The sequence below is a fragment of the Microbacterium sp. Clip185 genome (assembly GCF_028743715.1).
Lineage (GTDB): Bacteria > Actinomycetota > Actinomycetes > Actinomycetales > Microbacteriaceae > Microbacterium.
Map to the genome: position 1 here is coordinate 1,670,298 of NZ_CP117996.1, position 13,609 is coordinate 1,683,906.

Annotated in this window: 13 protein-coding genes; 7 read left to right on the forward strand and 6 right to left on the reverse strand. The window is 68.1% G+C overall.

All coding sequences use genetic code 11. The features are described from left to right. Window positions 1-10: 10 nt before the first annotated feature. Complete coding sequence (locus tag PQV94_RS08060) at window positions 11-442, forward strand: dinucleotide-utilizing enzyme (RefSeq protein WP_274285371.1); 432 nt, start codon at window positions 11-13, stop codon at window positions 440-442. Window positions 443-527: 85 nt separating this feature from the next. On the opposite strand, the gene PQV94_RS08065 is transcribed toward PQV94_RS08060, so the two are convergent. Further along, window positions 528-1,457, reverse strand: coding sequence for a heme o synthase (locus tag PQV94_RS08065; protein ID WP_274285372.1), 930 nt, complete (start codon window positions 1,455-1,457; stop codon window positions 528-530). Window positions 1,458-1,594: 137 nt separating this feature from the next. Here PQV94_RS08065 and tkt point away from each other — a divergent pair, with 137 nt between their 5' ends. From tkt to pgl, 6 genes are read left to right on the forward strand one after another with little or no spacing between them, the layout of a single operon-like run. Beyond that, entirely contained in the window at window positions 1,595-3,694 is a 2,100-nt protein-coding gene (gene tkt, locus PQV94_RS08070; RefSeq protein ID WP_274285373.1) for a transketolase, read from the forward strand. Between the two features lie 20 nt (window positions 3,695-3,714). Further along, window positions 3,715-4,821, forward strand: coding sequence for a transaldolase (gene tal / locus PQV94_RS08075; protein WP_274285374.1), 1,107 nt, complete (start codon window positions 3,715-3,717; stop codon window positions 4,819-4,821). Then, a complete protein-coding gene (locus PQV94_RS08080; protein ID WP_274285375.1) occupies window positions 4,818-6,443 on the forward strand; it encodes a glucose-6-phosphate isomerase in 1,626 nt (541 codons plus the stop codon). Before tal ends, PQV94_RS08080 begins: the two co-directional genes overlap by 4 nt. Window positions 6,444-6,456: 13 nt before the next feature. Further along, window positions 6,457-8,007, forward strand: coding sequence for a glucose-6-phosphate dehydrogenase (zwf, locus tag PQV94_RS08085; protein WP_234075382.1), 1,551 nt, complete (start codon window positions 6,457-6,459; stop codon window positions 8,005-8,007). Next, entirely contained in the window at window positions 8,004-8,930 is a 927-nt protein-coding gene (locus tag PQV94_RS08090) for a glucose-6-phosphate dehydrogenase assembly protein OpcA (protein ID WP_274285376.1), read from the forward strand. Before zwf ends, PQV94_RS08090 begins: the two co-directional genes overlap by 4 nt. 10 nt (window positions 8,931-8,940) lie before the next feature. Continuing rightward, on the forward strand, window positions 8,941-9,723 hold the full coding sequence (gene pgl, locus PQV94_RS08095) for a 6-phosphogluconolactonase (RefSeq protein WP_443192676.1): 783 nt from the start codon (window positions 8,941-8,943) through the stop codon (window positions 9,721-9,723). A gap of 54 nt (window positions 9,724-9,777) precedes the next feature. On the opposite strand, the gene PQV94_RS08100 is transcribed toward pgl, so the two are convergent. The 5 genes from PQV94_RS08100 to gap form a co-directional block, all read right to left on the reverse strand. Then, complete coding sequence (locus PQV94_RS08100; protein ID WP_243227789.1) at window positions 9,778-10,134, reverse strand: RNA polymerase-binding protein RbpA; 357 nt, start codon at window positions 10,132-10,134, stop codon at window positions 9,778-9,780. Window positions 10,135-10,136: 2 nt separating this feature from the next. Then, the gene (gene secG, locus PQV94_RS08105; RefSeq protein ID WP_137419120.1) at window positions 10,137-10,388 is read right to left on the reverse strand and encodes a preprotein translocase subunit SecG; all 252 of its coding nucleotides are present in this window, start codon (window positions 10,386-10,388) and stop codon (window positions 10,137-10,139) included. Window positions 10,389-10,496: 108 nt separating this feature from the next. Further along, window positions 10,497-11,285, reverse strand: a complete 789-nt coding sequence (tpiA, locus tag PQV94_RS08110; protein ID WP_274285378.1) for a triose-phosphate isomerase — start codon at window positions 11,283-11,285, stop codon at window positions 10,497-10,499. Beyond that, the gene (locus PQV94_RS08115) at window positions 11,276-12,490 is read right to left on the reverse strand and encodes a phosphoglycerate kinase (RefSeq protein ID WP_274285379.1); all 1,215 of its coding nucleotides are present in this window, start codon (window positions 12,488-12,490) and stop codon (window positions 11,276-11,278) included. The genes tpiA and PQV94_RS08115 overlap by 10 nt, the downstream gene beginning before the upstream one ends. An 8-nt stretch (window positions 12,491-12,498) precedes the next feature. Next, entirely contained in the window at window positions 12,499-13,503 is a 1,005-nt protein-coding gene (gene gap / locus PQV94_RS08120) for a type I glyceraldehyde-3-phosphate dehydrogenase (protein ID WP_137417061.1), read from the reverse strand. Window positions 13,504-13,609 lie beyond the last annotated feature (106 nt).

Sequence of the window (13,609 nt, forward strand, 5' to 3'; positions counted from 1 at the left end):
AGTGATCCACATGACGACCCGCCCCCGCCTGTCCCGCAGCATCCCGTTCTGGGGGCTCGTCGCAGGCTCCGCCGCCGCCGTCGGCTTCGGCGCCTGGCTGACGATCGACAAGATCTCGGTCATGACCTCAACTCTCACCGACGGCAGCGCGACCGGCGTCGAGGTCTACGCCGGTCAGGCGTGGGCCCTGTTCGGCGCCGTCATCGCGGGTGCCGGCCTGGTCGGCCTCGTCGCGGCCCTCGCGCTCGGGGCCGCACGCAGCCTCTTCGCCCCGAAGGTCGACGTCGTCGAGTCCATCGCCTGGCAGGAGGAGCCGGGTCTTGAGACAGACCCCGTGGCGGTCGAGAACGCGCCGGAGGCTTCCGCAGACCCCGAAGGACCCTCCGCCGCTGCGGAGAACGACGCCGAGACCCCCGCGGAGCAGCAGCCCATCACCCGCTGACCCGCGGACGCTGACGCTGACGCAACGCGAAGATCCCTCGGACCCGTCTCACGGGGCCGAGGGATCTTCGCGTGTCGCGCCTGGATCAGAAGGGCAGCAGAGGATCGATCGCGATCGCGACGAACAGCAGCGTCAGGTAGGTGATCGATGCGTGGAACACACGCATCGGTCGTGGCTCCGTTCCCCGTACCGCGCGTGAGTACAGACGGTGGGACTCATAGAGGAACCATCCGCCGAAGACGAGCGCCGAGACCGAATACACCATGCCCATGGAAGCGACCGGGATCAGCAGAAGCGAGCAGGCCACGGTCGCCCAGGCGTAGAGGATCACCTGGAGGCCCACCTGCGACCCCGACCGGGTGGCCCCCAACATCGGCACGTCGACGTTCTCGTACTGGTCCTTGTACTTCATGGACAGCGGCCAGTAGTGGGGCGGGGTCCACAGGAAGATCAGGACGAAGAGAATGAGCGGTGCCCACGACAGCGACCCCGTCACGGCAGACCAGCCGATGACGACGGGGAAGCAGCCTGCGATGCCGCCCCACACGATGTTCTGCTCGGTACGACGCTTGAGCAGGATCGTGTAGATGACGACGTAGAAGAAGATCGCGCCGGCCGACAGAGCGGCGGCCAGCCAGTTCGTGGTGATCAGCAGCCAGACGGTCGAGACCACCGCCAGCGTCCACGCGAAGATCAGCGCGCCGCGAGGCGAGACTTCGCCGGTCACGAGGGGCCGGTTCACCGTGCGCTGCATGTGCGCGTCGATATCGCGATCGAGGTACATGTTGAACGCGGCGGCAGAGCCTGCGCTCAACGATCCGCCGATGACGGTCGCCAGCACCAGCCAGAGATCAGGAAGCCCGTTCTGCGCCAGGATCATCACCGGAACGGTCGTCACGAGCAGCAGCTCGAGCACGCGCGGCTTCGTCAAGGTGATGTAGGCGCGCACCTTCCGACCCATCGGAGGACGGACAGCGGATGCGGGCTCGCCCTGGCTCGTCGTCATGATGTCCATCTGCTGCGTTGTCGCCCCTCGTCAAGCTCCAGACCAGTCTATGCTGAAACCACACGCGCGCCTGCCGTGGTCCAGGCCCTCCGGGGTCGGACTCATCGGCCCTCTGTGGCGCACTCCTCTTTGTGAAAGGCGGTCCCGTGGCCGATTTGCGTTGGGATGAGATTGATGCACGCGCCGTGGACACGGCCCGCATCCTCGCGGCGGATGCAGTGGAGAAGGTGGGCAACGGTCATCCCGGCACCGCGATGAGCCTCGCCCCCGCCGCCTATCTGCTCTACCAGCGAGTGCTGCGCCACGACCCCGCCGACCCGCACTGGATCGGTCGCGACCGCTTCATCCTCTCCGCCGGGCACTCGTCCCTCACGCAGTACGTCCAGCTGTACCTGGGCGGATTCGGTCTCGAGCTCACTGACCTCCAGTCGCTGCGCACGTGGGGCTCGCTGACTCCCGGCCACCCGGAATACGGCCACACCAAGGGCGTCGAGATCACCACGGGCCCCCTGGGCCAGGGCCTCGCCTCATCCGTCGGCTTCGCCTACGCCGCCCGCTACGAGCGCGGCCTGTTCGACCCCGAGGCGCCGGCGGGCACCTCGCCGTTCGACCACTTCGTCTACGTGATCGCCGGCGACGGCGACCTGCAGGAGGGTGTCACCAGCGAGGCCTCCTCGCTCGCGGGCCACCAGCAGCTGGGCAACCTCGTCGTCATCTACGACTCGAACCAGATCTCGATCGAGGACGACACGAACGTCGCCTTCACCGAGGACGTCGCCGCGCGCTACGAGGCATACGGCTGGCAGGTCCAGACCGTCGACTGGAAGAAGACCGGTCAGTACGTCGAGGACGTCGCCGAGCTGTACGCAGCGATCGAGCGCGCGAAGGGCGAGACCGACAAGCCGTCGCTCATCATCCTCAAGACGATCATCGGCTGGCCCTCGCCCGGCAAGCAGAACAGCGGCAAGATCCACGGCGCCGCGCTCGGTGCCGACGAGCTGGCCGCCACTAAGAAGGTCCTCGGATTCGACCCGGACAAGAGCTTCGACGTATCCGAGGATGTCATCGCCCACACGCGTGAGCTGGTGCAGCGCGGTGAGCAGGCGAAGGCCGAGTGGCAGAAGTCGTTCGATGCCTGGGCAGCGGCCAACCCCGAGCGCAAGGCGCTTCTCGACCGTCTCGAGGCGCGGGAGCTCCCCGCCGACATCGCCGACGCCCTGCCTGTCTTCGAGGCGGGCAAGGACGTGTCCACCCGCGCCGCCAGCGGCCAGGTGATCAACGCCCTCGCGGCGAAGCTGCCCGAACTGTGGGGCGGGTCGGCGGACCTTGCCGAGTCGAACCTCACCACGATCAAGGATGCGCGCTCGTTCATCCCGCAGGAGTGGTCGACGCACGAGTGGAGCGGCTCGCCCTATGGGCGCGTGCTGCACTTCGGCATCCGCGAACACGCCATGGGCGCGATCCTCAACGGCATTGTGCTCCACGGCCCGACGCGCCCGTTCGGCGGTACCTTCCTGATCTTCAGCGACTACATGCGCCCGCCGGTGCGTCTGGCCGCACTGATGAACATCCCCACGGTCTTCGTGTGGACGCACGACTCCGTCGCGCTCGGCGAGGACGGCCCCACCCACCAGCCGATCGAGCAGCTGGCGACGCTGCGCGCCATCCCGAACTTCTCGATGGTCCGCCCCGCCGACGCCAACGAGACGGCAGTCGTCTGGCTCGAGATGCTCCGCCGTACCGGCGGTCCCTCGGGCATCGCGCTCACCCGTCAGAACATCCCGGTGTTCGAGCGCGGCGACGGTGAGGCCTCCGGCGACGTGTTCGCCTCGGCCGACAACGCCGTCAAGGGTGCCTACGTCCTGGCCGAGGCGCCCGGCGGCACCCCCGACGTGCTGCTGATCGCGACCGGTTCGGAAGTGCAGCTGGCCGTCGAGGCACGCGCCGCTCTCGCCCAGGAGGGCGTGTCGGCGCGCGTCGTCTCGGTGCCCTCGCTCGAGTGGTTCGCCGAACAGGACGCCGAGTACCGCGAGTCCGTCCTGCCGTCCTCGGTCAAGGCGCGCGTCTCGGTGGAGGCGGGTTCGGCGCTGACCTGGCAGGGCATCGTGGGCGACGCCGGTCGCTCGGTCGCCATCGACCACTTCGGTGCCTCCGCCGACTACAAGACGCTGTTCCAGAAGTTCGGGATCACCACCGAAGCCGTCGTCACCGCCGCTCGCGAGTCCATCGCCGCGGCAGCCGAGTAAGTACGAGGAGAAGCAAGAACATGAGCACCCCTACCGAACAGCTCGCCGCGGCGGGCGTCAGCATCTGGCTCGACGACCTCTCCCGTGAGCGCATCACGACGGGCAACCTCAGCGCGCTGATCTCGGACCGCACGGTCTCCGGCGTGACGACGAACCCGACGATCTTCGCCGGCGCCCTCTCCAAGGGCGAGGCCTACGCCGAGCAGGTCGCCACCCTCGCCGCTGCCGGCGCGGATGTCGACACGGCGATCTTCGAGATCACGACGGATGACGTGCAGGCGGCGTCCGACATCTTCCGCCCGGTGTACGACGCCACCAACGGCGTCGACGGCCGCGTCTCGATCGAGGTCTCCCCCGACCTCGCTCACGACACCGCGGCGACCGTGGCACAGGCCAAGGAGCTGTGGGCCAAGGTCGACCGCCCCAACGCGCTGATCAAGATCCCCGCGACCAAGGCGGGACTGCCGGCGATCACCGAGGTCATCGGCGCGGGCATCTCCGTCAACGTGACGCTCATCTTCAGCCTGGAGCGCTACGCCGCCGTCATCGATGCGTACCTGTCCGGTCTCGAGAAGGCGCGCGACGCGGGCATCGACATCTCCGGCCTGCAGTCGGTGGCGTCGTTCTTCGTCTCGCGTGTGGACACCGAGGTGGACAAGCGGCTCAAGGCCATCGGTTCGGACGAGGCGACGGCCCTGCTGTCCCAGGCGGGCCTCGCCAACGCACGTCTCGCGTACGAGCTGTTCGAGCGCGAGTTCGGCTCCCCGCGCGCGCAGGCTCTGCTCGAAGCCGGCGCGAACCTGCAGCGTCCCCTCTGGGCCTCGACCGGTGTCAAGGACCCGGCCCTTCCTGACACCCTCTACGTGACCGAGCTCGTCGCTGCGGGCACCGTGAACACGATGCCCGAGAAGACGCTCGAGGCCACGTTCGACCACGGCGTCATCGAGGGCGACACCATCACGGGCAACATCGAGGCGGCCCACGCCTTCTTCGATCAGCTCGCCGCCGTGGGCGTCGACTTCGCCGACGTGACCCAGACGCTTGAAGACGAGGGCGTCGAGAAGTTCATCGTGTCCTGGCACGAGCTGCAGGAAACGGTGGAGACGGCGCTCAAGGCTTCGCGATGAGCTTCGACATCCACCTCAGCGGCGACGTCCGCGACGTGGTGGAGGCGGAGCTGCCCGCTCTCGTCGACTCGCTGATCGCCTCCGGCATCACGGCCGGCGACCCGGACCTCTGGGGTCCGGATGCCGCTGCGGATGCTGCGGAACGGCTCGGCTGGGTGCAGGCGGTCACCGTGTCCCGCCCGCTCGTCGAGGAGATCGTGACGCTGCGCGAGGTCCTGCGCGCCGACGGCGTCACGCGCATCGTCCTCGCCGGGATGGGCGGTTCCTCCCTCGCTCCCGAGGTGATCGCCGCCACCGCGGGCGTTCCGCTGGTCGTGTTGGACTCCACCGCCCCGGGTGAGGTCGCCGCCGCCATCGGCGGCGACGCCGAGGCCGGGGGCCTCGCGCAGACCGCTCTGGTCGTCTCGTCGAAGTCCGGCTCCACGATCGAGACGGATTCTGCGAAGCGCGCCTTCGAGGCGGCCTACCGTGCAGCGGGCATCGACCCCGCGAGTCGCATCGTCGTCGTCACCGATCCCGGCTCACCGCTCGCCGAATCGGCGGATGCCGACGGCTACCGTCTGTTCACCGCTGACCCCACCGTCGGCGGGCGCTACTCGGCGCTGACGGCATTCGGTCTCGTGCCCGCGGGTCTGGCCGGCGTCGACATCGACGAGCTCCTCAACGAGGCAGAGGCGACGCTGCTCGAGGTCGCCATCGACGACCCACGCAATCCGGCGCTCGTCCTGGCGGCCGCCATCGCCGGCGGGGGCGCCGCCCGCAAGGACAAGCTCGGTCTCATCACCGACGGCACCCACATCGTGGGGCTGCCGGGATGGATCGAACAGCTCGTCGCGGAGTCGACCGGAAAGAACGGCACCGGCATACTGCCCGTCGTCCTGCTCCCGGTCTCCCCCGAGGTCGACGACACGCCCGCCGACCTGCGCCTGCTGCGCCTGGTCGACAACGTGCGGCACGACCACCTGTTCGAGCACCACCGCGGCGAGATCCTCGTCGCCGGGTCCCTGGGCGCGCAATTCGTCGTCTGGGAGTACGCGACGGCGATCGCCGGGCGGATGCTGCAGATCAATCCGTTCGACCAGCCCGATGTCGAGGCGGCGAAGCGGGCCGCACGGGCACTCCTGGACCAGCGCCCCGAGCCGACGCCCGCCGACTTCGTCCAGGACGGCATCGAGGTCCGCGTGTCTGATCCGTCTCTTGCGGCGGACGGCACGTTGAGCGGGGTCCTCGACGCGCTCTGGGCCCGCATCCCCGACAACGGATACGTGGCGCTGCAGGCATACGTGGACCGACGAGAGCTCGCCCCGCTCGAGGGACTGCGAGAGCTCGTCGCGGCCGATTCCGGTCGCCCGACGACATTCGGGTGGGGTCCGCGATTCCTTCACTCGACCGGTCAGTACCACAAGGGCGGCCCCGCCAACGGCGTCTTCCTGCAGATTCTGCAGCATCCCCGCACCGACCTGGCCATCCCCGGCCGACCCTTCACCTTCGGCGAACTGATCGCCGCGCAAGCCGCCGGCGATGCTTCCGTGCTGGCCGACGAGCACGCGCGCCCGGTCGTCACGCTCACCCTCGTCGACGCGCAGGCCGATGTGCTCGCGCTGTTCGACGCTGCCCAGTAGGAGAACACTCTCGATGACTGCCGAGATCTCGCGGGGACACAACCCCCTCCGCGACCCCGATGACCGGCGCCTGAGCCGGATCGCGGGCCCCAGCGCCCTCGTGATCTTCGGCGTGACAGGCGACCTGTCGCGCAAGAAGCTCATGCCCGCGGTGTACGACCTCGCCAACCGTGGCCTGCTGCCCCCCGGGTTCGGGCTGGTGGGCTTCGCCCGCCGGGACTGGGAGGACGAGGACTTCGCCGAGGTCGTCCGCGACGCGGTGAAGCAGTACGCGCGCACCGAGTTCCGTGACGAGACGTGGGAGCAGCTGCTGCAGGGCATCCGTTTCGTGCAGGGACAGTTCGACGATCTCGATGCGTTCCGACGCCTGCGCGAGACCGTAGAGAAGCTCGATGTCGAACGCGGCACGATGGGAAACCACGCGTACTACCTGTCGATCCCGCCGCGCGACTTCCCTATCGTCGCCGAACAGCTCAAGGCCTCGGGGCTCGTGGACGACACGGCCGACGGCGCAGATCGTTGGCGTCGCGTCGTCATCGAGAAGCCGTTCGGCCACGACCTCGAGTCGGCGCGCGAGCTGAATGACGTCGTGCGTTCGGCCTTCCCCGCGGATTCGATCTTCCGCATCGACCACTACCTGGGCAAGGAGACGGTCCAGAACATCCTGGCGCTGCGTTTCGCCAATGAGCTCTACGAGCCCATCTGGAACCGCAACTACGTCGACCACGTCCAGATCACCATGGCCGAAGACATCGGCGTGGGCGGCCGGGCCGGTTACTACGACGGCATCGGCGCGGCGCGCGACGTCATCCAGAACCACCTGCTCCAGCTTCTGGCGCTCACCGCTATGGAGGAGCCCATCACCTTCGACGCCGCGCAGCTGCGCGCCGAGAAGGAGAAGGTCCTGGCAGCGGTCACGCTGCCCGACGACCTCTCCACGGCGACCGCGCGCGGGCAGTACGCCGGCGGTTGGCAGGGCGGCGAGAAGGTGCTCGGCTTCCTCGAGGAGGACGGCATGGCCGCCGACTCGACGACCGAGACCTATGCCGCGATCAAACTCGACATCAACACCCGGCGCTGGGCCGGCGTTCCGTTCTACCTGCGTGCCGGCAAGCGGCTCGGCCGTCGGGTGACCGAGATCGCGGTCGTCTTCAAGCGCGCCCCGGAACACCTCTTCGGTCGCAGCCAGACCGACGGCCTCGGCCAGAACGCGCTCGTCATCCGCGTCCAGCCGGATGAGGGCGTCACGATCCGATTCGGATCCAAGGTGCCGGGTGCCGACATGCAGGTGCGCGACGTCACGATGGACTTCGGCTACGGCCACGCGTTCACCGAGGCGAGCCCCGAGGCCTACGAGCGTCTCATCCTCGACGTGCTCTTGGGCGATCCGCCGCTGTTCCCCCGTCATGAAGAGGTGGAGCTGAGCTGGAAGATCCTGGATCCGATCGAGAAGTTCTGGTCGGAGCAATCCGGCCCGCTCGAACAGTACTCCCCCGGTTCATGGGGACCGCAGTCCGCGGACGATCTCCTCGCCCGCGATGGTCGCACCTGGAGGCGCCCGTGATCATCGATCTGCCCGACACCACCGTCAGCAAGATCTCCCGTGCGCTGGTCAACGTCCGTGAGGAAGGCGGCGCGGTCGCACTCGGTCGCGTCCTGACCCTGATCATCGCGACGCGGCGCGGAATCGAGGAAGAGGCGATCGAGGCGGCCAACGACGCCTCTCGCGAGCACCCCATGCGGGTCATCGTGCTCATGCTCGACGACCCGAAAGCCGAGCCTCGGCTGGATGCAGAGATCCGCGTGGGCGGCGACGCCGGCGCGAGCGAGGTCATCCTGCTTCACGCGCACGGACCAGCAGGCTCGAACGCCGAGAGCCTGGTGACCGGTCTGCTTCTTCCCGACGCCCCCGTCGTGGCGTGGTGGCCGGCTGACACCCCGGAGATCCCGTCGCGTTCCGACATCGGCAAGATCGCCCAACGTCGCATCACGGATGCGGCGATGCAGAGCGACCCGCACGAGTGGGTCCTGAACCTGGGCGGGCATTACGCGCCGGGAGACACGGATCTCGCCTGGACGCGCCTCACCCGCTGGCGTGAGCAGCTCGCCGCGGTGCTGGATCAGCCTCCGTACGAGCCGATCACAGCGGTGGAAGTCCTGGGCGGCGGCGACTCCCCCTCGACTCCCCTGCTGGCGGCGTGGCTCCGTCTTCAGCTGAAGGTGGACGTGACCTGGCGTTATCTCGACAGCGACGAATGGGCGAGCGGGATCAAGTCCGTCCGGCTCACGCGCGCCAGTGGAGACATCGTGCTCGAGCGACCCGACGCTCTGACGGCGGTGCTGACCCAGCCGGGACAACCCAGCCATGAGCTCGCCTTCCCGCGGCGCTCGCTCCGCGAGTGCCTGGCCGAGGAGCTGCGACGATTGGATGCCGACCTGCTGTACGGGCGCGTCGTCACCGAGGGCAGCGCCCTCATCGAGCACTGATACGAGGAGCATGATGCCCGAGGCCACCGAGAAGCAGGTCGTCGTCCGCTCGGACCCCGACCGGATCGCCCGCGCTGTGGCCCGGCGCCTGCTCAGCCGGATCGCGAAGCGCGTCGTCGAGGGCAAGCTCGCCCACATCTCGCTGACCGGTGGTTCCATGGGCGGGCGCGTTCTCGCGGCCGTCGCACAGAACCCACGATGCCACGAGGTGGACTGGTCGCTGGTCCACTTCTGGTGGAGCGATGAACGTTTCGTTCCGCGAGGCTCCGCCGACCGCAACGACGCCGAGGCCTTCACGGCCCTGCTCGATCGCATCCCGGTGCCGGCCGAGAACGTGCACACGATGGCTGCCAGCGACGACGGACTCAGCATCGAAGACGCGGCCGCAGCCTACGAAGCAGAACTCGCTCGCTTCGCTGACCCGAGCGTCGGTGCCTGGCCATCCTTCGACGTCTGCTTCCTTGGAGTCGGGCCGGATGCGCACATCGCTTCGCTGTTCCCGGACCGTGGCGAGATCCAGGTGACGGATCGCGCTGCATTGGCGGTCCGAGATGCGCCGAAGCCTCCGTCCGAACGGATCACCGTCACCCGCCCCGTGATCAACTCTGCGAAGCGCGTGTGGCTGGTTCTCGTCGGGCCTGACAAGGCGTCCGTCCTCGGACTCGCTCTTGCCGGCGCCAGCTATCAGAGTGTTCCCGCAGCCGGTGCGAAAGGGCGCAAGCGCACCGTCTTCTTCGTCGATGAGGCGGCGGCCGCGAAGGTGCCTGTCGAGCTCATCGACAGCGACTACTGAGATCGCAGAAGAGCCCCGGTCGATGACCGGGGCTCTTCTGGTGAACGCTGTGGTTCAGTCTTGGCCGCGACGCTCACGCAGCTTGTGCAACGCCTCGTCGAGGAGCTGCTCGGCCTCGTCGTCCGTGCGACGTTCCTTCACGTAGGCGAGGTGTGTCTTGTAGGGCTCGGGCTTCGCCAGAGCCGGCGGATTCGCCTGATCGCGGCCAGCCGGAAGCCCGGAATGGGGCGAGTCGATCGTCTCCGGGATCTCTTCCTCGGCGATGCCGGCCGCGAAGTAGCGCACCGTCTCATTGCCCAGAGCGTCCCAGTAGGACACCGCGACGCGGTCGGCGTGGTAGCCGTGATCCTGCTCACCCATCGGACCCGCGCCCACGCGCGTTCCGCGGATTGCGTTACCCCCCGTAGCCACGATCAGACCAGCCCGGTGAACTTGGTGACCAGTCCGAGGGCCACGATGGAGATGAACCAGACGAGGGCGAGCACGATCGTGAAGCGGTTCAGGTTGCGCTCGGCCAGACCCGAGGATCCCAGGGACGAACTCATGCCGCCTCCGAACATGTCGGAAAGGCCGCCGCCGCGCCCCTTGTGGAGCAGGATCAGCAGCGTCAGCAGCAGGCTCGTGATGCCGAGGAGCACCTGGAGCACGAACTCGAGAATCTGCACTGTGTTCGTCACCCTTCTTGGCGATCCCGAGATCGCACAAGGAACAAGTATAGCCAACGCGCCGACCAGAGCCGTGAGACGGGGCCGCGCCCCGCCTCACGGCCGAGATCAGACGCCGACGTGCTTCTGGTAGCGGATGATCGCCGCGAACTCCTCGGCGACCAGACTGGCTCCACCCACGAGCGCACCGTCCACGTCGGGCTGGCGCATGAAGGTGGCGATGTTGCCGGACTTGACGGACCCGCCGTAAAGGACACGAGTGCGGGCAGCGGCCTCCTCGCCCAGCACCTCGGCCACGACGCCGCGAAGCGTGGCGCACACGTCCTGCGCCTGCTCGGGCGTGGCAGCCTGGCCGGACCCGATGGCCCAAACCGGCTCGTACGCGACGACGACGTCGGCATCGGCCGACACGCCCTCGAGTGCGACCCGCAACTGGCCGACCGGTACGGCGCTCGCGCCGAACTTCTCCAAGTCCTCCGCGGTTTCGCCGACGCAGATGACCGGGCTCAGCCCGTGGCGGAGAGCCGCCTGCACCTTGGCGGCGACGACGTCGTCCGTCTCGTTGTGGTAGTCACGACGCTCGGAGTGACCGATGATCACGTACTTCGCATCGAGCTTGGCCAGGAATGCTCCGGAGATCTCACCGGTGTACGCCCCCGAGTCGTGCGTCGACAGGTCCTGGGCGCCGAGGGCGAACGGGATCTTGTCCGCGTCGATCAGCGTCTGCACCGTGCGCAGGTCGGTGAACGGCGGGAAGACGGCGACCTCGACGCTGCCCTCGTCGTGCTTGGCGTCCTTGAGCGTCCAGTAGAGCTTCTGAACGAGCGCGACCGCCTGCAGGTGGTCGAGGTTCATCTTCCAGTTTCCCGCGATGAGCGGGGTACGTGTCACTGCCATCCGAGGACCTCCAGTCCGGGAAGCTTCTTGCCCTCGAGGAACTCGAGGCTGGCGCCACCGCCGGTGGAGATGTGGCCGAACTGATCGTCGCGGAAGCCGAGCTGACGGACCGCGGCGGCAGAGTCTCCCCCGCCGACGACCGACAGGCCATCGACCTCGGTGAGTGCCTTCGCGACCGCCCGGGTACCGTCGGCGAACGCCGCCATCTCGAACACGCCCATCGGGCCGTTCCAGAACACGGTCTTGCTCGCGGCGATCGCCGCCGCGAACGTCGCCGCCGTCTCCGGGCCGATGTCCAGACCCAGACCCGAGGCACCGAACGGGGTGTCCTCCAGGGCATCGACGGCAGCCACCACATGCTCCGCGTCCGCGGAGAAGGATGCGGCCACGACGGCGTCCACCGGAAGCACGATCTTCACGCCGCGCTCTTCGGCGGTGGCCAGGTAGCCCTTGACCGTGTCGATCTGGTCCTTCTCGAGCAGGCTCGCACCCACCTTGTGACCGAGGGCGGCGAGGAAGGTGAACATCATGCCGCCGCCGACGAGGAGGGTGTCCACGCGGGGCAGCAGGTGCTCGATGACGCCGAGCTTGTCGCTCACCTTCGAGCCGCCCAGCACGACCGCGTACGGCCGCTCGGGGTTCTCGGTGAGGCGGTCGAGGACGTCGACCTCCTTCTCGATGAGCAGGCCCGCGGCCGAAGGCAGCAGCTCCGCGAGCTCATAGACGCTGGCCTGCTTGCGGTGCACGACGCCGAACCCGTCGGAGACGAGGGCGTCGCCGAGAGCCGCGAGCTCCTGCGCGAAGGCCCGACGCTCGTCCGCATCCTTCGAGGTCTCCCCCGGGTTGAAGCGGAGGTTCTCGATGATGGCGACGTCACCGTCGCCGAGCGAGGCGACAGCCTCCTGTGCCGAGACACCCACGGTGTCGCGTGCGAAGGCCACGGGCTTGCCGAGCAGCTCCGACAGTCGCTGCGCGACCGGCTCGAGGCTGTACTTCGGATTGGGCTCGCCGTCGGGACGCCCCAGGTGGGAGCAGACGACGACGCGGGCGCCCTGATTGATCAGGGCGTTGAGGGTCGGCAGCGTAGCCCGCACGCGACCGTCGTCCGTGATGACCCCGTCCTTGAGAGGAACGTTGAGGTCAGCACGGACGACGACGCGGCGGCCTGCGAGCGACCCCAGCGAATCGAGGGTGCGCAGTGCCATGGTGTGGATCAGAGACGCTCGGCGACGTACTCGGTCAGGTCGACGAGGCGGTTGGAGTAACCCCACTCGTTGTCGTACCAGCTCGAGAGCTTGACCTGGTTGCCGATGACGCGCAGGAGGCCTGCGTCGAAGATCGACGAGTGCGGGTCGGTGACGATGTCACTGGAGACGATCTCGTCTTCCGTGTACTTCAGGATGCCCTTGAGGGGACCCTCGGCTGCAGCCTTGTACGCGGCCTTGATCTCGTCGACAGTGACCTCGCGCGACGCCTCGACCGTGAGGTCGGTGATGGAGCCGGTGGGCACGGGCACGCGCAGCGCGAAGCCGTCGAGCTTGCCCTTGAGCTCCGGCAGGACCAGGCCGATGGCCTTCGCGGCGCCCGTGGAGGTGGGGACGATGTTGATCGCGGCCGCGCGAGCGCGACGCAGGTCGCTGTGCGGACCGTCCTGCAGGTTCTGGTCGGCCGTGTAGGCGTGGACCGTCGTCATGAGGCCGCGCTCGATGCCGAAGTTGTCGTTGAAGACCTTCGCCAGCGGCGCGAGGCAGTTCGTGGTGCACGAGGCGTTCGAGATGATGACGTCGGTCTCGGGGTTGTAGTCGCCCTCGTTGACGCCCATGACGATGGTGACGTCGTCACCCGTCGCGGGAGCCGAGATGAGGACCTTCTTCGCGCCACCCGCAATGTGCTTCTTGGCGTCCTCGGCCTTGGTGAAGCGGCCGGTCGACTCGATGACGATGTCGACGCCCAGCTCGCCCCAGGGGAGGTTGGCGGGGTCGCGCTCGGCGAGCACCTTGATCTTGTGACCACCGACGGTGATCGAGTCCTCGTCGTACGTGACCTCTGCGTCCAGACGACCCGTGATGGAGTCGTACTTGAGCAGGTGCGCCAGAGTCTTGTTGTCGGTGAGGTCGTTCACCGCCACGATGTCCAGGTCCGCACCCTGCGCGAGCGCTGCGCGCAGGTAGTTGCGTCCGATGCGGCCGAAGCCGTTGATGCCGATCTTGACAGACACGGTGTCTCCCGTTTTCTCGTCGCGCCGCAGCGCCTTTTCCATCCCGGGTTGTCCTCCCGGGGTGAGTCGTGCGTGGGTGCGCATCGACTCGGAGAGGGGGATGCCG